We start from the raw sequence: 22,600 nt of genomic DNA, 5'->3' as shown, positions 1-22,600 counted from the left end.
AATTAAGCAATTTTTCGTAAGCGCGCAGCAAAAAAACCATCCATTCCTAAAAATACGGTTTTCTCAGCATCAAAATTTTTATGACAAAAATCCGCAGGCGTTGTCCGTAACATCCCCCCACAAAGCAAATGTTCCAGTGCTCCCATTTCCTCTGGATAAATAGGGTCTAAAACAATGTCATTGCGTGTCGATAAAATTTTCTCAATAAGATCTTCACCTTCTTCTCTTGCCAATGAACAATTGGAAAAAACAATCCGCCCCCCTACCTTCACCAAAGAAATTGCTGCGACAAGCAAATCATATTGCAACGCCGCTAACTTGACGATATTTTCCCTCGATTTCGTCCATAAAATATCTGGATGACGACGGATTGTTCCTGTAGAAGAACAAGGAGCATCAAGAAGAACCACATCAAAAAGCTGTGTGGGATAGAAATTTCTCACATCGCCCTGCCAAATGTGAACTGAAAAATGAAGCCGTTCCATATTTTCTTTTAAACGCTTTATGCGGTTAGCAGAAAGCTCAATTGCAGTCACCTCAGCCCCTTGCAAAGCCAATTGTGCTGTTTTTCCTCCAGGGCTCGCACAAAGATCAGCAACGCGTTTACCCTCAATATTCCCAAGTAAACAAGCAGGCAAAGCTGCTGCAAAATCTTGGACCCACCAAGACCCTTCACGATAGCCTGATAAATCAGAAACAGAACACTCCAGACGCTTCAATCGAACAGAACCATTGGGCAATACCACACCGCCAAGCCTTTCAGCCCATCCACCACTATCAGATTTCACTGTCAAATCGAAAGGAGGTTCCACACTTTGAATTGCGATAATCTTATGCGCCTTTTCTGTTCCATAAGCTGACACTAAAAGCTGTCCAAACCACGCTGGAACACCTTCAATGGTAGGAACTTGTTGGCGTAAAGGCTCTGCCTCACGCGTAACATTGCGCAAAAGAGCATTCACCACCCCTGAAAAACGGCGCATTCGAGGATCAAGTTTCGCCACACGGACAGCTAAATCAATAGCCGCATGATCGGGAATATCAAGATAAAGAATTTGTGCAACACTGATATGCAAAAGATGCTGAAGTGAAAGTGCTTGTGAAGGCAAAGGACGCGCCAAAAAGCGTGAGAGAGCCGCCATAATCTGCCCTCGATGACGCAATGAAGCTGTTAAAATAGCCCGACATAACAAACGATCTCGTTGTGAAAGCTTCAAATATTGTGGATGTCCGTGTTCATTATCCGTCAAACCAGACAGAGGCGTATACTTATCAACTACCGCCCCCAAAAGACGCACACACACCTGTCGAACAGCTAATCCTGGAACATTTTTTTCAGACACATGCCCCGCTTTTTTGTGTTTCAAAACACCACCTTTATATCACTATTTTCTCAAAAGCTCCCTCAATAACTCTATGAACCAGATCTTTTTGAATTTTCATAACGAAGCCAAGAAGGACGTTTTGTAACACGCTGAAAAGAACTGTTTTCTTGCTCACCTAATGCATGAGTCTGACCACTATGAAAATCTCCATAGTTCACCCCGCTGCTTTTTTCATGTATAGCGTCTTCTTTATTCCATCCCACACTTTTGGCAAGAGCCCCTTTCATCTCTTCTGCTTGCTGATAAAGAGCAGCGATACGATTTGCAGTTGCTGGATGTGTCGAAAAAAGACTATCCGCTCCCTCACCGCTCAAAGGATTAATAATAAACAGATGCGCGGTTGCTGGATTATGCTCTGCTTCTTCATTATATACCCCACGTCCTCCATCAGCAATCTTACGCAATGCCGAAGCCAACCATAAAGGATTACCACATATTTCAGCCCCTCTACGATCCGCAGCATATTCCCGTGTACGGCTAATCGCCATTTGCACCAGCATCGCTGCAAAAGGCGCCACGAGCAATGCAATAAATCCTCCAATTGCCCCAGCGCCATGAGAATCTTCTGAAGAATTACGCTGTCCTCCCATAAAGAAAGCAAAATTACCAAGCATTGAAATTGCCCCTGCAATCGTTGCGGTTAGAGTCATTGTTAACGTATCACGATGCTCAATATGTGCGAGCTCATGCGCCATAACGCCGGCAATTTCCTCAGCGCTTAACCGCTCTAACAACCCAGTACTTGCAGCAACAGCTGCATTTTGCGGATTACGTCCCGTCGCAAAAGCATTTGGCTGTGTATTCTCAATAACATAAATTTTTGGTTGAGGAAGAGAAGCTTTTTTAGCTAAATCGCTTACAATCTTATAATAAACTGGTGCTGAATGCTGATCAACTTCACGCGCCCCGTACATGCGTAAAACGATTTTATCTGAATTCCAATAAGAAAAAAAGTTTAAACCACTTGCCATTAAAAGAGCAATGACCATGCCACCACCCCCTCCAACAAGATAACCAACTCCCATAAAGAGAGCAGTTAAAAAAGCCAAAAGCATAGCTGTACGCATTATATTCATTACTCAAAAAACTCCATGATAAAAGTCAATTAATACTATATGATGGTGTTTTCTTTCTGCTTCTTCAATGGAATAGGTGTAAAATGAATAAAAAAGATGAGAAAACAAGCAAAAAAAATGCAACTGTCATTAAACAGCAATCTCTTTCTCCCGCAGCACAACGCGCCCTTAAAGAAGCTGAAGAAAGACGAAAACGCGCAACAAAAAAAGAACAACCTTTAGAAAACGGCGGACGCGGCGGCAAAGACCCTTCCCGCTATGGAGACTGGGAAATTAAAGGCCGCGCCATTGATTTTTAAAACCATTGATTAAAAAAAACCAGCGCGATTTAAACAAGCAACTTTTTAAAGAAAATCCGTTTTTGATAGACAAAAACGGATAATATTTATTTTTCTAAAGCTTTTAAAAACACATTGATTAAACAACCATGCTTCTTATGCTGTAGCAGATTCTGCTTCAGCCGCTGCCGCTGCTTCTTCTGCCGCTTGCTTTGCTGCTGCTATACGTTCTTGTGCTTTTTTACCCGGTTCACCTTTATGTGGATTATTACGAGTTGGACGCTTTTTCAAGCCAGCTGCATCTAAAAACCGTAAAACGCGATCTGTTGGTTGAGCCCCTTGCCCAAGCCAATATTGGATACGTTCTTCATTAAGTTTCACCCTCGGTCCATCTTTAGGCAACATTGGATCCCATGCACCAACACGTTCAAGAAACCGCCCATCGCGCGGACTACGAACATCTGCAACGACGATATGATAGTAAGGACGTTTTTTTGAACCTCCACGGGACAAACGAATTTTCAATGCCATATTTTATCTCCTATTGTCAGCTCTGGCTTTCGTTTAAATTGACTTTTTTTGTTTTTTGCTCTTCAGCAATAACTTCATGATGACTCACAACTTCTTTAATAATAAATTTTAAAAATCTTTCAGCAAAATCAGGATCAAGATGACTATCTATAGCCAATTGCCGCAAACGCGCTACCTGATATTGCTCACGCAGAGGATCTACTTTAGGCAAATCATAACGGGCTTTTAAGCGCCCAACAGCTTTCGTACAACGAAACCGCTCTGCTAAGATATGAATCAAGGTTGCATCAAAATTATCAATGGATGCTCGTAAATGTGCCAATTCGTTTAATACTGTTTCCTGCATTATATTCCTTTCCCTCTTTACATCTTATTTTTTCTTAGGATGCTGAGGAAAATTTCCCCCATCGACAATGCCATTGGAAAGACCAGGAAATGTAGATCCACGCTTAGGAAGTCCGGGCAAGAGCTTCCCTCCATTACCATTTTCAATTTGCTTTTGAAGCATTGAGAATTGCTTTGGATCCAATCCCGACAAATCCGGCATAGCTGGAGAATCCCCTCCCAAGTTTCCCATACCACCAAAACCCATTTTGGAACCAAGGCCTCCCAACATTTTTCCCATAAAACCACTTTTTCCTTTACCACCCATAGCTTTCATCATATCAGCCATTTGGCGATACATCTTCAAAAGTTTATTAATATCAGCCGCTGTCGTACCAGACCCCTTAGAAATTCGTTGTTTGCGGCTATGTTTTAAAAGCTCTGGATTCGCCCGCTCTTTCGGTGTCATAGATGAAATAATGGCCAATTGACGATCAAACAAACGATCATCAAACCCCGCAGCCGCAATCTGCTCTTTGACCTTCCCCATTCCTGGCAACATGCCCATAATACCGCCCATTCCACCCAGTTTTTTCATTTTCTGCAACTGTTCTGCAAGATCATTCAGATCAAATTTTCCGGCTTGCATTTTTTTTGCAAAAGCAGCAGCTTTCTCGTGATCCATTGTTTCTGCAGCTTTTTCAACCAAAGAAACAATATCCCCCATTCCGAGAATACGATCAGCAATACGACTGGGATGAAATTCTTCTAAAGCATCTATTTTTTCACCAGTTCCAATTGCTTTAATTGGTTTACCTGTAACAGCACGCATAGAAAGAGCAGCGCCACCACGCCCATCACTATCCATCCGTGTTAAAATAATCCCCGTAATCCCTACACGCTCATCAAAAGAACGAGCAAGATGAACGGCATCTTGCCCCGTCAAACTATCAGCCACCAACATAATCTCATGAGGAAGGGAACATGCTTTAATTTCAGCCAATTCGAGCATCAAAGCTTCATCAATATGATTACGTCCTGCGGTGTCAAGAAGAAGCACGTCATAACCACCCAATTTAGCAGCCTGCACGGCACGTGATGCAATATCAACGGGCAGCTGACCCGCAATAATAGGCAAGCTTGCAAGTTTTGCCTGCTCTCCCAATTGGCGCAATTGTTCCTGTGCAGCGGGACGGCGTGTATCTAATGACGCCATGAGAACTTTTTTATTGTGCTTATCAGTAAAACGTTTTGCAAGCTTTGCTGTTGTGGTTGTTTTTCCCGAACCTTGCAAACCAGTCATCATGATAACAACAGGAGCTGGTGCATTTAAATCACTCAGAACGCTTTCATTTCCAAGAATATGAACCAATTCATCATGAACAATTTTAACCACCATTTGGCCTGGTTTAATTGATTTAACGATTTCGGCCCCAACAGCTTTTTCCCGAACTCTATCGGTAAAAGAGCGCACAACATCAAGAGCAACATCAGCTTCCAATAAAGCGCGACGAATTTCACGTAGCGCCTCTACAACATCCTGATCCGATAAAGCGCCACGTCCCGTCAAATGAGACAGGATAGAACCAAGTCGCTCTTGCAAGGATTCAAACATCATTTACCTCATTGTTGCATAACAAACAAACCAAAATAGCATCCGAGAACGCATCGCGCCGTCGGATGTTGACCTCTGAGATCTCTTTATACCCTTAAACCGGGGTCTCAGTCGGTGGCTCCAAGTTAATTTTGTCACTGAAAGCTTGCTCCTTCAAACAATAAAACCCCAGCTTTGTCAAGTTTTATCATAAAATGTCTTTTTATACGAAGAAATAAAAACAACAAATACTATACTTCAAAACTTTCAACTTCAACACGCATAAAACAACCTGTTTCCTGTTCCATGCTCCATAATTTTCCGCTAGAGATATCAAACCAAACCCCATGCAATGTCAAAAAACCTTGATCTTTGCGAAGTTTTATCCACGGAAACGTCTCTAAATTTCTCAACGAATAGCGAATAGAAAGCTGCTCTAATGCCGTCTGTTTTTCTGGCCACGACAACGACTTATTATTCAAAACAATTTCTGCTGCTGGAGCTAAGAGACTTATCCATTGACCGATAAAATCATTTGATAATAAAGATTTATATGTCTCATTAAGAGCAGTACGAATACCTCCACAATGGGCATGACCAAAAACGACAATATGTCTCACCTCAAGCAATTGCACAGCATATTCAAGAGCTGCTGATGTTGCGTGATATTGGTCATCAGGAGAAAAAGGAGGAACCACATTCGCCACGTTGCGCAGAGTGAAAATTTCCCCTGGCTTAGCATCAAAAATCATTTCTGGTACTGCACGCGAATCACAACAAGCAATGACCAAAACTTCAGGTTTCTGCCCCTCAATCACCAATTGCTGATAATCTGCTATTTTATATAAAAAATGATTGTTTATAAAGTTTTGGTAACCACTTAAAAGTCTTTCTGGTAAATGCGCCATTCTCTCTTTACTTTTGCTTCTTTTTTTACTTTCATTTTGTATAGTTTAAAAAACAAACTATTAACATACAAAATACTAAAAATGCCCTTTCCTTGAAGCAAAATATTTCTTTAAAGTACAAAATATTACTAAAAATAGCAAAAACAAACTCATTCTTTCCAAATAAAGAGCTATTTTCTTCAGAAAGAAGGTGTTACAGTATATAAAAAATATAATGGTCTGCTTTTAAAAAGAGAAGAAAGACCCCTTAAGAGCAAAAAGGGAGAGTGAATGTGTTGCAACAAAAAAAAACAGAAACAAAAAACACCCAAGATAAAATAGAACAAATCCTTTTTGCCCAAACCGATAAAGAAGATATTGCTTATTATGAAAATGAAGAACTTAAAAAGGCCACAGCCATCGCGGTAAAAGCTTTTAATCTCCATCAGACGGGAAACAACACCATCTGCTTTGAACAAAATTTAACCCGTAGTAACAGACCTGTAACCGTTATCACGCTTGTCAATGATAACAAACCCTTCCTTCTCGATTCTATTTTAAATGTTTTCAATCAACACAAAAACCATATCTATTTGATTGCACACCCCATTATTGATTGTGCTTCTGGAAAACGCATCAGTCTGATGCAAATTCACATCGAGTCATTAAACAAACAGCAAATACAAAAACTTGAAAATGAACTCACCTTAGTTCTTGAACAGGTTAATGCTGCTGTACAAGACTGGAAACCTATGCTTGAAGAAGTTGAAAAGCATATTCATGCCTACCAAATAAGTCTTCCCCCGCACTACAAACAAGAAGGCGAAAAAGCCATTGAGTTTCTTCACTGGCTAATGGACGATAATTTCATTTTCCTTGGTATGCGCACTTACAACTTCATCAAAGACCAAAAACCCCTAAAATCCTTTACAGCAAGTAATATTGAACTTGGTATACTCACGGATGCTTCTATTCATATTATTGACGATAAAAGCATGAAAGAACCTCCTCAAGAAGTTTTATCCTTCATGGAAAGCGATAATCTGTTTATCGTGACAAAAGCGAACAGCCGCTCCAAAATTCACCGTTCTGTTTGGCTCGATTATATTGGTCTTAAAATCTTTGATAAAGAAAACCAACTCTGTGGAGAATTACGCATTGTAGGGCTTTTTACCTCCTCAGCTTATACACGTTCTATTTTGCAAATTCCTTTCTTAAAAGAAAAAGCCCGAACTATTATTCAACGTCTTGGACACAATCATGCCGATTATTCAGGAAAAGCACTCATCAGTGCTTTAGAAACCTATCCAAGAGATGAAATGTTTCGCTCTGATGTTGATACATTGACAGAAAACACTAAGCTTATTCTACAATTAGATGAGCGCCCACGTTTACGGGTTCTTGCCCACACTGATTCTTTTGGACGCTTTGTTTCTATCCTGGTCTACGTACCGCGTGACCAATATAGCAGCAGCCTGCGTGAAAAAGTTGGTGAACATTTTGTTGAGCTTTATAAAGGTGACTTTTTTGAATCTTATCCGCTATTTTTGGAAAGCACTCTTATACGTGTCTATTATATCATCCATCGCAAAGGAAATGAAACTGTTCCTCTTCACGAGCGCTCCACACTTGAACAACATGTACGTTCGATTGCACGAAGTTGGGAAGACAGGGTTCAAGCCATCGCTCTTAACAAGAAAATAACAGAGCAACAAACACGTCTAGCCAGTGAATTCCCCAACAGCTATCGTGATTTATTTTCAGCTGAAGACGCTATTAATGATGCCGGACATATTCTAAGTCTTCATGATGAAAAGCCCCTTTTCGTGATCTTTTATCACGCACAAAACAAAGAAAAACAGTGCATTTCTCTTCGGCTTTTTCACCGCCATGAAGCACTTGCCCTTTCCAAACGTGTACCACTCCTTGAAAACATGGGGTTTCGCGTTATTGCTGAACAAACCCTTGAATTACCAGATGGCAATGGGCGCTCTGTGTATCTTCATGATATGCAGCTAGAAAGTACTTTCCAACGCTGTATCGATTTTGAAAAAGACGGTCAAAAACACGCCGAAACCTTTGAAGCCATTTGGGCACAAAATGCTGATAATGACGGCTTTAATGCTCTCACCCAGACAGCTGAGCTTGATTGGCATGAAATTGTTATTTTGCGCCATTATGGGCGCTATCTCCAACAAGCTGGAATTCCTTATTCGCAAGATCGCGTTGCCCAAACTTTAAATGCTTATCCTGACATTACCCAAGATCTTTATGCTTTATTTCATTTAAAATTTCATCAAAGCCATACAGAAAAAGAACGGGAAAAAAACCAACAAGTCATTCAAAAGCGCATTGAAGAAAAATTACGGAAAGTCTCTGGTTTAGACGATGATCTCATTTTACGCCGTTATTGTAACCTTATCGAGGCGAGTTTACGAACGAATGCCTTTACACCTCTTCCTGATGGAAGTCCACGGCGTATTTTAGCCACCAAATTAAATCCGCGCCAGATTGAAGGTTTGCCTGAACCGCGCCCTTACCGAGAAATTTTTGTTTATGGACCAGAAGTTGAAGGGGTCCATTTGCGTTTTGGACCTATCGCTCGTGGTGGAATTCGTTGGTCTGACCGTGCATTAGATTATCGCACCGAAGTGCTTAGCTTAGTCAAAGCCCAACAAGTTAAAAATGCGGTTATCGTTCCTGCAGGTGCAAAAGGTGGATTCTATCCCCATCGGCTTCCCCAAACAAATGACCGTGCTGTCATCATAGAAGCAGCACGACAAGCTTATACAGACTTTATCACAGCTTTGCTCTCCATTACAGACAATCTGATTAACGGCAAAATAAGTTCTCCCCACAATGTCATCTGTCATGATGACCCTGACCCCTATTTTGTTGTTGCGGCAGACAAAGGAACAGCAACTTTTTCTGATACAGCCAACGCCATCAGCCAAGCAAACCACTTTTGGCTTGATGATGCTTTTGCCTCTGGAGGTTCAGCAGGTTACGACCACAAAGACATTGGTATTACAGCTAAAGGTGCATGGGAAGCCGTCAAAAGACATTTTAGAGAGTCATTTAATCACGATATTCAAACAACGCCCTTCACCTGTGTCGGTGTTGGCGATATGTCTGGTGATGTCTTTGGCAATGGAATGCTGCTTTCCAAACAAACAAAATTGATTGCCGCTTTTGATCACCGCGATATCTTTATTGATCCAGATCCGAACATAGACGAAAGCTATGCAGAGCGTACGCGTCTCTTCAGACTGCCTCGCTCAAGCTGGCAGGATTACGATAAAACCAAATTATCAAAGGGCGGTGGTATCTTCTCACGAAAAGAAAAAACCATTACTCTCTCACCTGAAGCAGCACAAGCCATTGGTTTCGAAAAACAAACAGGAACACCCTTTGAAATTATCTCTGCTCTTCTCAAAGCCCCTGTTGATCTTTTATGGTTCGGTGGCATTGGTACTTATATCCGTGCTGCAACAGAAAATGATGCCCAAGTAGGTGATCGCGCAAATGATGCAATACGCATTACCGGAGAACAAGTGCATGCAAAAATTATTGGTGAAGGAGCTAATCTTGGTGTTACACAACGTGGACGGATTGAATATGTCTTAAATGGTGGTCGATGCAATACGGATGCCATTGACAATTCTGCTGGTGTGAATTGTTCTGATATTGAGGTCAATCTCAAAATTGTTCTTGCATCAGCACTACGTGCCAAAACGTTAACCCGCGAAGATCGCAATAAGCTCTTGAAAAAAATGACGCCTCAAGTCGAGCAACTCGTCTTGCGCAACAATTATCTACAACCCCTTGCGCTTTCTTTGGCGGAAAACCAAAGCACTACTGATTTGCCCTATCAAATACGCTTTATGCACGATTTGGAACAAAAAAAGCTTCTAGATCGTAGAGTTGAAATACTCCCTGATGAGCAAATTTTACGACAAAGAACAACCCAAGGCAAAGGTCTTCTCCGTCCAGAACTCGCCGTTATTTTTGCCTATGCTAAATTGACCTTAAAAGAAGAAATTGCTAATAGCCCCATTGTTGATGATCACTATTTCAATACAGCCTTGCTGAACTATTTTCCAACCCAAATTCAAGAAAATTTTAAGAAGGAAGTTATTAACCATCAATTGCGTCGTAATATTATCGCAACGCTGATTGCCAACGATATTGTAAATCGTGGAGGCCCCACTTTTGTTAATAGACTACACGATGCAACAGAACAAAAGACTGAAAATATTATTCGCGTTTTCATTGCCATCCGCGATGGTTTCGAAATTCCTCAATTGTCTGAGCAAATTGATAAGCTTGATAATAAAATACCCGGCCTTGTCCAAAATAAATTCTACGCAACAATGACCCCAATGCTCTTTGAAACAACCAATTGGGGTTTGCACAACATAGATCTCTCACGTCCATTAGAAGAAATTGTAAAAACAATAAAGCAAGCCCGTAGCGTTATTGAAAAAGAGCTTATGCATTCTCACGACAACGATATTAAGCAAAAGATTGAAGAAAAAGCATTACACTACAGCGAAGAGGGAGCACCAAAAGCATTAGCGAAACAATTAGCCCTCTTGGAAGCTGCTTCAACAATCTGTGATATTTCTTTAATTGCAAAAAGAAGTAACAGTGATCTTATTAAAACCGCAGAGATCTACTTTTCACTTGCGCAAATCATTCGTATAAACCGCATTAACGAAGCAAGTCGTATAATCCCTGTAGTAGATTATTATGATAGTATGGCTTTAAGCCAAGCCAAAGAAAATGTTTCTGAAAGCTTTCGGCAAATCGTTATGAAAATCCTCAAAAATTATGGAAAGAAAAAAGATCCTTTTGACACTTGGAAAAAAACAGAAGAAGATCATATTCACAACATTACAAACCGCATTAGCGCCCTTATTGAAAATGATCTCAATATTTCTCGTTTTACTTTTGCAGCAGGATTGATTTCTCAACTTCAAAATATTGGCTTTCAAACCTAAAGAAAATACAAAACGGCCCTCTCAATCTCCCATTCTATCCCACCACCACAACAAACCAACTAAGACAGAGCAGAAGTTTGCATTTTTAGGCAAGGTTCCAAAAATAAAAATCTCGCTATTTATCACAATAGAATTGTTTGCAACAATTTCAAAAAAACAACAGGATTGATTTTTCACCCTAAAAACATAAACCTTTCAAACTAAAAAGCAGTACAAAACAGCTAAGCTTTTGCTCCGTTCTATCCATCTATGACTAATCAGCAAGGGAAGAACGGAAGCCCTATCCTGCATTTTTAGACAGAGCACTTAAAATAAAAAATAAATTCAAATTTTACTGTCAATTAACCCCATTTCCCCTTGCATATTGCAAATGGGAAAGCCGAATAGATAAAAACAATAAAGAAAGGACTAAAAATGCCCCTCATAAACCGCCCCAAGTGCCAAAAGCTGCAGTAACATTGGGAGTTAGCAAATATAATATGATGGTGTTGCCCCCTAGCTTATTACTCCATAACCGAAAAGATGGTGGTGTTTAATGGCTTTATCCTTATACCATTCATAGGCGACATCGTGAAATAAGAAGCACTAAGAAATATTGTTTTAATAAATACGTAAATATGCAATACAAATATATTCTGTTTTACGTGGAAGACATATGGCTTCATTAAAAAATATCAGAAATAAAAGGATAAGTTTAATCCATTATTTAAAAGATATAACTGTAACTGCTTTTGAAATGCGTAAAATCGAATAAAAAATGACAGTAAAGATGGATGTTGATTTTCCCCTTTACAACTTCATATCTTCCTCCAACTAGGCTATTTACTTGTTTTTAGAGGTTACACCCAAACAAATATATGCAATATGCTCAATCCATATATAAAGAAAAAGGTTCCTAACAAAAACCACACCACCTGTATAAAAAGGCAATTCAGCATACTTTAAAATGCCACTTTTTCCATACAAACACTGTTGCTATATGTAGTTTGACATAAGATTTTGTACTAAGTGAAAAGAGGTTGGACGAATTAGGAATAGGTGGTAATTTTTTATTTTTATAGCTATTTTTTTTTACCATTAAATACGCATTTTGTTAAAATAAATGTTTAACACTCTAAAATTGCAAAAAAGTGTGAAAATCAGAAAAAGTCGAAATTTGGTAGTAAAGATGAAAAAAGGCTTTGGTACAACACCTAAAGTGGAGCAAGACGACCAAGTTTTAAAAATCCCAGTTTTACCCACCCATTGTTAATGAGCAAGGAAAGAACGGGAGCGCCGTCCGCATTTTTAGGCAAAGCACCCAAAATAAAAAATAACACTTGAAGATTATTGGCTTGCGCGGGAAATAAGCGCTGCAGAGTGTCAAGAAGCTTCATGGACTGAATAAGGACAAGTTCAAATTTTGCTGTCAAATATCCTTCATCATCAAAAGAAAAAGGTCCACTAATACGCACTGCACCACCTGTATGAAAAGTCAATTCACCTTGCTTTAAAAGTCCACTTTTTCCATACAGTCGCTGTTGCCAATTTTTTTCTTCATCTTCAGACTGAAAAGAGATGTCATTTAAAATCCATTTCAAATTGCCATCAATTTTAGGAATATCAACAAAAGAAGGTTTTAAAAAAGGAGAAGCATCAAAACCGTCAAAAGTTATATGTCCCGATAAATCATTCTTTTCATGTTTTAGATCAAAACGCAAAAATTCTGCCGTTATTTTTTGGGAAGCTTCTTTTGGCTCTAACGGCTGAATAATCACGTCATGCGTATTTTGCAAAGATGCCGGATCTTCAATATTTTCTTGTGTCGTTTTTTTATCTGTCGTTTGTGCTCTTAATGCTTCTTGAAGCTTTTGATCTTCAGGGGAAGAGGAAAAAGATGAAATCTCAAGCCCTTCAGCTATAAATTTCAATGTTTTACCCGTTTTCCAATAAGGCTCTGTTTCAATCACCAAATTGCGCCAATGCGATACTATGGGAGTTTTTTCGGAAAAAACAATTAATGCAGGAGAATGAACATTAAACTCGACCAAATGAGGTGCGTAAATTGGTGCACCAGCTGTCAAACGCCCCGTCGATAAAGAAACCCCATGTAAAGGCCAAGAAAATTGAAACTTGTCACAAACAACACCGACACTTAAAGGATAACCATCCTTGTGCACATTCTCACATACCGCCGCCATATTATGGGAAGATACTTTTGTGAATATATCAGAAACATAGTCTTCTATTTTACGTGAAAAAAAAACCAGAGTGCGCTATAAATAAATATCAGAGCAAAACAAAAGAGCCCACAAATTAAATAACTCAAAGAAAAACTTTTTTGTGATGATGGTATTTGAAAGGATTTAGACAATATTCAAACTTTCTTTATCTCTTAACTTCCTCCCCACCCTAAAAAGGATAAAGATTCCCAACCACGTTCAGTTTATACACAATCCAACTTCTTAATCGATCGGATTTTATCTACTGATCACTTCAAGAAGTCCCTATACATCGTTCTAAAGTATAGTATCTCATAAGCTTAATAAACAAGATTTTCTTAAAAAAAACCCATTACACCCCTTAACAAAAAACACCTCATGTGTAAAGTTTTACATAGATTTTCTACCTCTGCCTTAAACCATACTGTTTTACAGCACAACAAAAATGATAATGAATAGTGTCTCTTAACGATAAAGCCATTGAGCCCCCCATCTTTACGCTTATGGAGGAGCCAAGCCAGCACCATCATTATATTTGGCTAGCCCCCAAATGTTGCGACAACCCTTGACACTTAAGACAGTTCATAAGAAGCATTTTTAGTCTTTTCTTATACAGTTTTTGCCCACATACCAGCCCTACTTGTGACATGCAAGCAAGAAGTTTTTATTGAGTCAACATACACAGATTTGGAATGAGAAAACCTTACTATATTCGGAGTTCTCATTCAATATACAAAACCATGAATTACCTATATAAATCAATGCTTTGTCAATAATCACACAAGTACGGGCGGTGTACAAAAAATCTGGTGTAATGCGCTTTCAAACCATTGGCTCAAAGCTCGATCATAGATTAAACGACCTTTCAAATGTGCACAAGCAGGTTGAGCACCTTTTTCAGTCAATTTATGTGCCGAACGCACGACCAAACGCCGCATCATAGCGCGTGTAAATTCAGCATGAAACTGCAAGCCCCATGCATTATTTCCATAACGAAAAGCTTGTGTAGGATATGTATTCCCTGTTGCCAAAAGCATTGCCTCTTTCGGTAAATCATAAATACCTTCATCATGGAAATGGTAGACCATCTCTGGCCAATTCATCAATTCCTTCCCTTGTGGGGTTGCTTCTAGTGGATACCAGCCGACTTCAACAGTCCCATCACTTCTTGTACCAACGCGCCCCCCTAGATTTCGCGCTAACATTTGTGCTCCAAGACAAATACCCAAAAAAGGCTTATTTTCCTTTAGTGATAACGAAATCCAATCAATTTCCTCACCAATATAGGCTTCGCTGTCATTCACACTCATCGGTCCCCCTAAAATAACAACGCCGGCATAATGCTCTAATGTATCAGGGAGTTTTTGTCCAAAAATAGGACGATAAATATCAAGAACAAAACCATTTTGTTGTAAAAATTTTCCCAAACGACCAGTATAAGTAGAGCGCCGATGAATAACGACAGCAATCCTTGGTTTGTTATTTTTTTGTTTTTTATCAAGACATCTCTGATTTAAAAACATTTTTTAACCAATCACCTCTGCTATCAAGCAAAACTTTATTTTTAAAACATAAGAGAATAATTTTATTGGACAAGACTAACGATATTTTTTCTTCTAGGTCAATTGTTTCTTCTGAGAAAACATTCGTATTATCACATTGATGCAATTTAAAATAAACGAAATTTTTTCCTCGATAAAGATGTTTCTTCTTCTGTTTTAACCCCTGGATCATCAACATTTAAGTGAGTTTGACTGAACATTTTTACATCTTTTTCTTTTATATCTTGTTTCTCCACCTGCGCATTATGCAAAAGAGAATCATCTATAGGTGTTAATTTTTCAAGCTTCTTATCTCCAACCTCAACACTTTTTCCCATAACATACTCTTTGTCTTGCTTTTTCGACACAATATTGTCCGCCTCTAATGTGAGAGAAGGCATACAAGGAGGCGCCTTCCATTCAAAACAGCCCAAACGTCCACTGATTGGAGAAACCGCTGACCAAGAAGAAAAAATGGCCCCATCACACATCCACACTGGATCACGTTCAGCACGAAGTGCTAAAGAAAGCCATTGACGCACAGCACCTTGATTGTTTCCCTGTGCCTCTTCAATATCTGCCAATAATAAATAAACACTTTCCCGTGGATGACATTGTAATGCTTTTTGTGCCTTCTCTCTTGCTAATGCTGTTTCACCAGCATCCAAAGCTGCTTTAGCAATAAGGAAAGCCGACTCAAATGCATCTTTATTATAAGAAGCAAGTGTCTTAGCCCTTTTCAATCGCCCAATGGCTCCTTCTTCTCTTTCAAGATAAAGCGCTCCCAAGTCAGGATGCGGCTCCTTTTGCCAAGCCGCTATAATCATTTTATCCGCTTTACGCGTCTCGTTTAATTTATAAAGAATATCAGCAGCAATAACTATTATTGGAACAAAATCAGGCGCCAATTTATGGGCTTTCAAAATAGCTTCACGTGCTTGTACAGGATGTGTATCAAACAAAGAAAGTGCCTGCCCACTTAGTAGTAAAACCTGTATATGCTGCTGCTCTGGAGTCGCGCGAATAGAACGCGGGAGAGCTTTTTGCGTTCTTTCAAAAATAGTAAGTGCCTTATCCCATTTACCCTCAGTACTTAACCGATCAAGCACCGCCTGATGCGCCCATAAAAGTGCTGGCGATAAAGTCAGTGCCTCTTCGGCATATTGTTGCGCTGCCTCATAAGCTTTACTCTTCATCGCTTCACGAAACAAACCATAAAGTCCAACCAGTTTTGTCGGATCTTCCTTTCTCATCTCTTCATAAAGACCGATGGCGCGAACAGAGTCATTTTGTAAAGACAAGGTTTGCGCTTGTAAGAGTTTTACCAATGGCTCTTGTTTTCCTGCAAGATATTTAGCAACCCGTGCTTCCATTTTTTGCGCAACCATACTATCACCAGCAAAAGTTGCAAGAATCCCCTTTGAAAGAGCTTTGTAACCACGCTTTTGATGGCGTTTATAAAAATAATTGGAAAAAGCACTCGGTATGGAAAAAAAGAAAGACAATAACCACCATAAAAGCACCAGCGTTACAAAAAACAAAATAAGCACACTTAACACTGTAAGAAATGAAGCAGAAAATCTGAAATGCAAAAATGTGAGAACAAAAATACCATTGTGATTAGCAACCCACGTGAAAGCTAAACCGAGGATACAAACAACAAAAATATAAATAAAAACACGTATCATCTTGGGCCTATTTACATCTTTGTTGCTTTAAAAGATCCTTGTTGCACAGACAATAACAATTGCTGCAACAACTGTTGAATAGCAATATGTCTTTCAAGCTGCTTAACAAAATCCATTGAAACATCTTTTGCACTTTGGGGCAATGATTGCCATTCGCTCAAAGCCTTTTCGTAATCACCAGCTTGAATGGCAACTTCCATGCGTGCAGCAATAGCCCCCAGCGTTATCCCTTCAACATTTCCAATCGGTCGCGAAACAATGAGCCCTTTTATCCACGCTAAAATTCGGTCAAAAAAACCAGCATCTGACGCAACAAGATTTTGCGTACCAACAATTGCATCAGCAACATGAGCAAAATCAACTGAAAGTTGTGCTGAACTTGGAAGACCCACAGTAGCTGTTTTTTGCAACACATCAAGTCCATTAATCGAAGGCGATAATTGCCGCAACAGCTTTAATTCATTATTATAAGATCCACCACGCTCTACAGCATTTTTTAATGAACTAATTGCAGTAAAGAGCGCGGTATCTATTTCTTTTTTCTCACTATTTTTAACAGCAGTTTCTTCCTGTAGTGCTTCTAACTGTTGTTTTAACGCAGCAAAATTATTTGCATTGCTCTGCCCAACAGACAAAGCCGTCTCTATATCTTTCGACTTTCTAACAAAAGTTTGTACAGTTTCTTCAAGAGCTTTTACTTTTTCCTCTAAAATCGCAAAAGCTTTTTTGCTTTCTTCTTTCGATAGTTCATCATTTTTCGTTGTTTTAAACTGTTGTGATGAAAAAGAAAAAAACTCTGTTTTTAACGTATCAATTTCTTGAAAGACCCGCCTCAATTGTTCCTTTGTCTCTTCACCTTGACTTTTTGCGGCTTCAGCAATCTGCAAAGCTTTTTCTCCTCTAGCAGAATTTTCCACAAAAGGAGAAGGAAAAAAACCAGCCCGTTGAAGCCCCATAAAAATTCCCAAAGCAATGAATCCTCCCAAAATCCCAGAAAGGGACAAGAAAAGCCAAGTTGTACTAGAGGTACTTTTATCCTGACCTTGCATATTCTGTTTTTCTCGCGCATGAGCTTCTACAGAATTGTGGATTTTTTCCTCTGAATCATGGGGAACAGCTTCATGTTCAATAACTGGTTTCTTACGGCGCGTACCAGCATAATGTGGTTTAACTTTTGGTTTTGAAGAATCGACCATCTCTGTCACTTTTCGTGCACACTTTTTTTAATGATAAAATAATAAAATGAAAAAAGTTTTAAAAACGCAGCTTTTCTCAATAATACAAGTATCGCCTTTAATAGACAAGTTTTTAAAAAACATTTGCATTTTATACTCGAAAATACAGCTTTATTTTTTAATCAACGATATCATAAAATTCAAAGAAAATGCCAAAACACATATTTTTCATAGAAAAAACAATTCTAAGAGAAATACTTTGCATCTTTTTCTGTTCATGGTACGCACGCAGGAAAGAAGCTTCAATATAAGGTTTTGTTTAAAATGCGTCTGCTGGGAATAGAAACAAGTTGTGATGAAACGGCAGCAGCTGTCATTGAATATAACAATGAATCAAACAGCCGAATTCTTTCCAATGTTGTTTGGAGTCAAATTGATCACCATGCACCTTACGGCGGTGTTGTTCCTGAAATTGCTGCTCGTGCCCATGTTGAAGTTCTTGATCATTTAATTCTACAAGCACTAACAGAAGCAAACACAAAATTAAAAGATATTGATGGCATTGCAGCCACCTGTGGGCCTGGTTTGATAGGAGGATTGTTGGTAGGCGTTATGAGCGCAAAAGCACTCTCTCTTGCCACTGGCAAACCATTTATTGCGGTAAATCACTTAGAGGGACATGCTTTAACAGCTGTGTTAACGCACAACGTCAGCTTTCCTTATTTATTACTTTTAGTTTCAGGAGGTCATACACAAACAATCATTGTTCATGGAGTAGACAACTATCAACGTTTAGGAACCACTATTGATGATGCATTAGGAGAAGCCTTTGATAAAACAGCAAAACTTTTAGGTCTTCCTTATCCTGGTGGACCAGCACTTGAAAAAGCAGCTTTATTTGGTGATAAAAATCGCATCCCTCTTCCACGACCTTTAAAAGGTGAAAAACGGTTAGACTTTTCTTTTTCAGGACTCAAAACTGCTGTTCGACAAGCCGCAACAGCCATAGCTCCCCTTACAGAAAATGATATTGCTGACATTGCCGCAAGTTTTCAAGCCGCCGTGACCGATACAATACATGATCGTATTCACCTAGCCCTACAACACTTTGCCCACCAATATCCTCTCTCTCATGATCAAGAAAAGCGTTCTCCTGCTTTGGTTGTCGCAGGCGGTGTTGCCGCAAACCAAGCCATTCGCTCTACGTTGCAAGAACTTGCCCATCAACATGGTTTTGAATTTATAGCCCCTCCTCTTTCCTTGTGTACCGATAATGCTGCAATGATTGCTTTCGCCGGTGCACAAAAACTCGTACGAGGAGAAACAAGCTCTCTTGACATTGCACCCCGCTCACGCTGGCCATTAGATGAAAAAGCCCCACCCTTGATCGGGATGGGACGCCGTGGAACAAAAGCATAATAAAATTGATGTCCTACACACATCTTAAAGAACGAAGATTTCTACTCAATCCGGTCTATAGATAGTCCGAATTCTCTATCGAGCAGATTCCACCTGCTTCCCACTCACACAATTCACTTAACCCAAAGATCGACACGTAAACCTAAATATTCACCACACATTCTTAAAAACTCCATGTTTCAAAAAACTGCCTTATATCATTACACTTCAAATGACGGTATTTTACAGCATAATAAGATCTACTCTCTCCCACGAAGCATAGATATGAATGTCATTCGTTGACCTCATCATCTTTGATCATTTATTCGTTTCATTGTCATTGTAATCTTAAAGCTTTTTAGAACCAATTTTCTTAATTTTTTCCAACAAACTCTTATAGTAACCGCATTTCAAACCATAGCTGAAAAGATAAGCAAAGAGCAAAATACTTTTACACAACATGAAATATCAATGGAGCGCGTCTCTCTACTACACGTTATTTTGAAACAAGAAAAAATAGATAATAGCCGTTCTTTACCCCATTTTAAAAATCATCGTTGATGGTATTACAAAGATGCTTATAAAAATGCATAACAGTCTATGAAAAAGGAGAACTCATGGCTTATTGGCTTTTTAAATCTGAACCCCATAAATGGTCATGGGAGATGCAAAAGAAAAAAGGAGTTAATGGCGAACAATGGGATGGTATACGCAATTATCAAGCCCGTAACAATATGCGCGCTATGAAATATGGTGATAAAGGTTTTTTTTATCACTCAAATAAAGGTTTAGAAATTGTAGGAATTGTAGAAATATGTGCTGAAGCACACCCTGATTCTACAAGTTCTGATCCACGCTGGGAATGTGTGGATATCCGAACACTTTGTGACATGCCAACACCTGTTTCATTAAAACAAATCAAAGCCAATCCTAAACTAGCAAATATGGTGTTGGTCAAGGCCAGCCGCTTATCAGTACAACCCGTGACAGAAGAGGAATGGACAGAAGTCTGTTTGATGGGCAACCTTAAGAGGGAAATGCTTTTATCTTAAAACAATAATTTTTATTCATTAACTCATATAAAAAGATGCTTCATAGCGCAGAAGAATAAGCACAACACATCCTTCTGTTGAGGTATTCTCATGCTAAATGCATAAATATGATATTTTTCTTTGTCATTTTTTATCCTGCACTCTTTCTCAATACAGTCTCCTTCCAAATTACACAAAAAACCTCTTTATGATGCATCTTTTCGGCATTGCTAAAGGCAAGGCTTACTCAACAATTATAATAAGCAACACCACGAACATAACACACAGCCCCCTTCGCACACAAATGCAACGAAAAAACAAAACTGAACGTGGATAAAAAACAATAAAAATGATCGTGAAATTCTCCTAAACAGTGCATATGTGCTAAGTGTTGCACAATTCTCTTCACGCTTAAAAAACGCATCATATTGCGTGTTCATTGTTTTGCATGTTGGACGAGTGCGCCTCATACCGCAGGATTCTCTCATTCCCAACCTGTTTTATATTGAATCAATCAAAAGCTATTTGCTTGCACATTCTAAGCGGAGAAAGTCCCATATAGATAAAAAACGTGAAAGAAAGCTCTAAAAATTCCTCCTATGAATCGTCTCAAGTGCCAAGGACTGTCCGCAACACCCACGAGCTGGCAAAGTGAATGATAGTGCTAGCTTGTTTCTCCATAAGCGTAAAGATGATGACACTCAATAGCTAAAACACGTTCTAGAACATAAAAAACGCTTCCAACCAATACGTAAAATACTCTGCAGACGGAATACCTTCTTTTCAGCAAGCAACCATTAGAAATTATAAAAGTTTATTTTTTAGAAGCGTTCTTTTTTAATTTTCTTCTTTTAATTTTTCTTGCATGAAATCTCATTTTTCATGAAACTATATCAATCAGTGCATCAATATGCCTATAAGGAAAAACATGAACCACTATACTCTTTTAATCGTTGAAGACGATGATCTACGCCCCATTTTAGTAGAACAATTGCAAATGCATCAAGAGTTTAAAATTTTCCAAGCAAAAACAGCAAAAGCGGGAATGAAAATAATCCAAGAAGAAAATATTGATCTCACTATTTTGGGATTTCAACTTCCTGATCTTGATGGCTACAAAGCCGTTAAACAATTACGCACCCAAGGATTTCGTGCCCCCATTATCATGATGATAACAAATTATGATACAGACTGTGATAATATTTTAGATCTTGAAACAGGCGCCAATGATTATGTAACAAAACCCTTTCGCTTTGCGGTGTTATTAGCGAGAATTCGAGCACAGTTGCACCAATATGAACAAAATGAAGACGCAACCTTTCATATTGGTCCCTATACTTTTAAACTAAGACAAAAACTTCTTCTTGATCAATGCAACAATAAAATCTGTCTCACAGAAAAAGAAGCAGCGATTCTTAAATGTCTCTATTATGCCAATGATAAAATTGTCAGCCGTGAAACATTGTTAGAACAAGTTTGGGGTTATAATGAAAATATTGTCACTCATACTTTAGAAACCCATATCTATCGTTTGCGACAAAAAATCGAAAAAGATCCCTCCAATGCACAAATTCTCATGACAGATCAAAATGGTTATCGTTTAAATCTTTAATTCGAGATTTACTGTTTCAAAAATAATTTTAATATCCTAAATGAAAACAGAAACGAGATGAAAAAACCTTCACGTATAATTCGAATGCTATTACATATACATAGAACTTACTCTTATCTGTACTCTTATGACAAAATATATAACATTATGAATAAAAAACGAAATATTCCAACATGAGAACCAGAAACAAAAATGCTTTCAACCCTCACGATATACTTTGTAACTTCTGTTTCACATGCTTTTGTTCTTTCTAAAGTTTTTAATATGTTTCGCATATAAATAATCGTGATATCTTTTAGCAACATTCTTGATCATAACTATCATCTTTAGATGAGTGCTATTTATGATTATTTTTTCAGAAAAACCGCTCCACGCACTGCTTTATCTCATATTCACTAGCCTAAATTGAGAGATGTTTTTTATCTTTATAGTTTTCTTCTATTCTTTATGATTTTATCTCCTCTTAAGAGGTTATATAATTAATGATATAACGCTAAATGTTTATCCTAACGATAAAGCCACTGAGCACCACCATCTTTACGTTTATAAAAGAATAAGCCAGCACCATCACACACTTATGTTAGATCTCGATGTTGCAGAGGAGCCCTTGATACTTGAGATGGTTCATAAGAAGCATTTTAATCCTTCCTTGTACAGTTTTTAACCACCATAAACCATATTATGCAAGATCCCTTGGACTCTGCTATTTTTACGAAGATACCAGCATTTTTTTCTTTTAAAATGTTTCCACTATTCGTGAAATATAGTTCGGTATATAGATACTTGAGATTTTTATTCACATACCAATTCCACATATTAATGTACAAAAGAATATTTTTAAATTGTAAATGCAAAAAATTGAAATAAGAGAATCCT

15 protein-coding genes are annotated in these 22,600 nt (G+C 38.6%); 5 read left to right on the top strand and 10 right to left on the bottom strand.

Annotated features, from left to right (window positions below; translation table 11 throughout):
- Positions 1-2: 2 nt before the first annotated feature.
- The gene (locus ACFIMX_RS04445; RefSeq protein ID WP_375639830.1) at positions 3-1,367 is read right to left on the bottom strand and encodes an RsmB/NOP family class I SAM-dependent RNA methyltransferase; all 1,365 of its coding nucleotides are present in this window, start codon (positions 1,365-1,367) and stop codon (positions 3-5) included.
- Positions 1,368-1,414: 47 nt separating this feature from the next.
- Complete coding sequence (htpX, locus tag ACFIMX_RS04440) at positions 1,415-2,461, bottom strand: zinc metalloprotease HtpX (protein WP_375618320.1); 1,047 nt, start codon at positions 2,459-2,461, stop codon at positions 1,415-1,417.
- 83 nt (positions 2,462-2,544) lie between these two features.
- Here htpX and ACFIMX_RS04435 point away from each other — a divergent pair, with 83 nt between their 5' ends.
- Positions 2,545-2,760, top strand: a complete 216-nt coding sequence (locus ACFIMX_RS04435) for a DUF1674 domain-containing protein (RefSeq protein ID WP_375606032.1) — start codon at positions 2,545-2,547, stop codon at positions 2,758-2,760.
- Positions 2,761-2,895: 135 nt separating this feature from the next.
- On the opposite strand, the gene rpsP is transcribed toward ACFIMX_RS04435, so the two are convergent.
- The 4 genes from rpsP to ACFIMX_RS04415 form a co-directional block, all read right to left on the bottom strand.
- Positions 2,896-3,270: a 30S ribosomal protein S16 gene (gene rpsP, locus ACFIMX_RS04430; protein ID WP_375612227.1), complete on the bottom strand. Its 375-nt coding sequence runs from the start codon at positions 3,268-3,270 to the stop codon at positions 2,896-2,898.
- Between the two features lie 16 nt (positions 3,271-3,286).
- On the bottom strand, positions 3,287-3,616 hold the full coding sequence (locus ACFIMX_RS04425) for a chorismate mutase (RefSeq protein WP_375639831.1): 330 nt from the start codon (positions 3,614-3,616) through the stop codon (positions 3,287-3,289).
- Between the two features lie 24 nt (positions 3,617-3,640).
- Positions 3,641-5,209, bottom strand: coding sequence for a signal recognition particle protein (gene ffh / locus ACFIMX_RS04420; RefSeq protein WP_375618345.1), 1,569 nt, complete (start codon positions 5,207-5,209; stop codon positions 3,641-3,643).
- A 230-nt stretch (positions 5,210-5,439) separates the two neighbouring features.
- Positions 5,440-6,096: a carbonic anhydrase gene (locus ACFIMX_RS04415; protein WP_375639832.1), complete on the bottom strand. Its 657-nt coding sequence runs from the start codon at positions 6,094-6,096 to the stop codon at positions 5,440-5,442.
- Positions 6,097-6,368: 272 nt separating this feature from the next.
- On the opposite strand from ACFIMX_RS04415, the gene ACFIMX_RS04410 reads away from it, so the two are divergent.
- A complete protein-coding gene (locus ACFIMX_RS04410) occupies positions 6,369-11,078 on the top strand; it encodes an NAD-glutamate dehydrogenase (protein ID WP_375694082.1) in 4,710 nt (1,569 codons plus the stop codon).
- A 1,193-nt stretch (positions 11,079-12,271) separates the two neighbouring features.
- Here ACFIMX_RS04410 and ACFIMX_RS04405 read toward each other — a convergent pair.
- The 4 genes from ACFIMX_RS04405 to ACFIMX_RS04390 form a co-directional block, all read right to left on the bottom strand.
- Positions 12,272-13,258, bottom strand: a complete 987-nt coding sequence (locus tag ACFIMX_RS04405) for a DUF2125 domain-containing protein (RefSeq protein ID WP_375694081.1) — start codon at positions 13,256-13,258, stop codon at positions 12,272-12,274.
- A gap of 797 nt (positions 13,259-14,055) precedes the next feature.
- The gene (locus ACFIMX_RS04400) at positions 14,056-14,802 is read right to left on the bottom strand and encodes a glutamine amidotransferase (protein WP_375606037.1); all 747 of its coding nucleotides are present in this window, start codon (positions 14,800-14,802) and stop codon (positions 14,056-14,058) included.
- A gap of 146 nt (positions 14,803-14,948) precedes the next feature.
- Positions 14,949-16,508: a heme biosynthesis protein HemY gene (locus ACFIMX_RS04395; protein ID WP_375694080.1), complete on the bottom strand. Its 1,560-nt coding sequence runs from the start codon at positions 16,506-16,508 to the stop codon at positions 14,949-14,951.
- Positions 16,509-16,519: 11 nt separating this feature from the next.
- Positions 16,520-17,704: a hypothetical protein gene (locus tag ACFIMX_RS04390; RefSeq protein ID WP_375694079.1), complete on the bottom strand. Its 1,185-nt coding sequence runs from the start codon at positions 17,702-17,704 to the stop codon at positions 16,520-16,522.
- A 303-nt stretch (positions 17,705-18,007) separates the two neighbouring features.
- On the opposite strand from ACFIMX_RS04390, the gene tsaD reads away from it, so the two are divergent.
- From tsaD to ACFIMX_RS04375, 3 genes are all read left to right on the top strand, one after another.
- Entirely contained in the window at positions 18,008-19,102 is a 1,095-nt protein-coding gene (tsaD, locus tag ACFIMX_RS04385) for a tRNA (adenosine(37)-N6)-threonylcarbamoyltransferase complex transferase subunit TsaD (RefSeq protein WP_375694078.1), read from the top strand.
- A gap of 596 nt (positions 19,103-19,698) precedes the next feature.
- A complete protein-coding gene (locus tag ACFIMX_RS04380) occupies positions 19,699-20,133 on the top strand; it encodes an EVE domain-containing protein (protein ID WP_375618328.1) in 435 nt (144 codons plus the stop codon).
- 907 nt (positions 20,134-21,040) lie between these two features.
- Positions 21,041-21,724, top strand: a complete 684-nt coding sequence (locus ACFIMX_RS04375) for a response regulator transcription factor (protein ID WP_375694077.1) — start codon at positions 21,041-21,043, stop codon at positions 21,722-21,724.
- Positions 21,725-22,600: the final 876 nt, after the last annotated feature.

The organism is Bartonella sp. AD24XZML (assembly GCF_042196485.1).
Classification (GTDB): Bacteria; Pseudomonadota; Alphaproteobacteria; order Rhizobiales; family Rhizobiaceae; genus Bartonella.
Note: the sequence above shows the minus strand (reverse complement) of the source record. Positions and strands in the feature narration are given on the sequence as shown.

Coding starts and splice junctions, on each gene's coding strand:
- ACFIMX_RS04425 (WP_375639831.1), bottom strand. CDS start 3,616: ATGCAGGAAACAGTATTAAACGAATTGGCACATTTACGAGCATCCATT.
- rpsP (WP_375612227.1), bottom strand. CDS start 3,270: ATGGCATTGAAAATTCGTTTGTCCCGTGGAGGTTCAAAAAAACGTCCT.
- tsaD (WP_375694078.1), top strand. CDS start 18,008: ATGCGTCTGCTGGGAATAGAAACAAGTTGTGATGAAACGGCAGCAGCT.
- htpX (WP_375618320.1), bottom strand. CDS start 2,461: ATGAATATAATGCGTACAGCTATGCTTTTGGCTTTTTTAACTGCTCTC.
- ACFIMX_RS04400 (WP_375606037.1), bottom strand. CDS start 14,802: ATGTTTTTAAATCAGAGATGTCTTGATAAAAAACAAAAAAATAACAAA.
- ffh (WP_375618345.1), bottom strand. CDS start 5,209: ATGTTTGAATCCTTGCAAGAGCGACTTGGTTCTATCCTGTCTCATTTG.
- ACFIMX_RS04395 (WP_375694080.1), bottom strand. CDS start 16,508: ATGATACGTGTTTTTATTTATATTTTTGTTGTTTGTATCCTCGGTTTA.
- ACFIMX_RS04415 (WP_375639832.1), bottom strand. CDS start 6,096: ATGGCGCATTTACCAGAAAGACTTTTAAGTGGTTACCAAAACTTTATA.
- ACFIMX_RS04375 (WP_375694077.1), top strand. CDS start 21,041: ATGAACCACTATACTCTTTTAATCGTTGAAGACGATGATCTACGCCCC.
- ACFIMX_RS04435 (WP_375606032.1), top strand. CDS start 2,545: ATGAATAAAAAAGATGAGAAAACAAGCAAAAAAAATGCAACTGTCATT.
- ACFIMX_RS04405 (WP_375694081.1), bottom strand. CDS start 13,258: ATGGCGGCGGTATGTGAGAATGTGCACAAGGATGGTTATCCTTTAAGT.
- ACFIMX_RS04380 (WP_375618328.1), top strand. CDS start 19,699: ATGGCTTATTGGCTTTTTAAATCTGAACCCCATAAATGGTCATGGGAG.
- ACFIMX_RS04390 (WP_375694079.1), bottom strand. CDS start 17,704: ATGGTCGATTCTTCAAAACCAAAAGTTAAACCACATTATGCTGGTACG.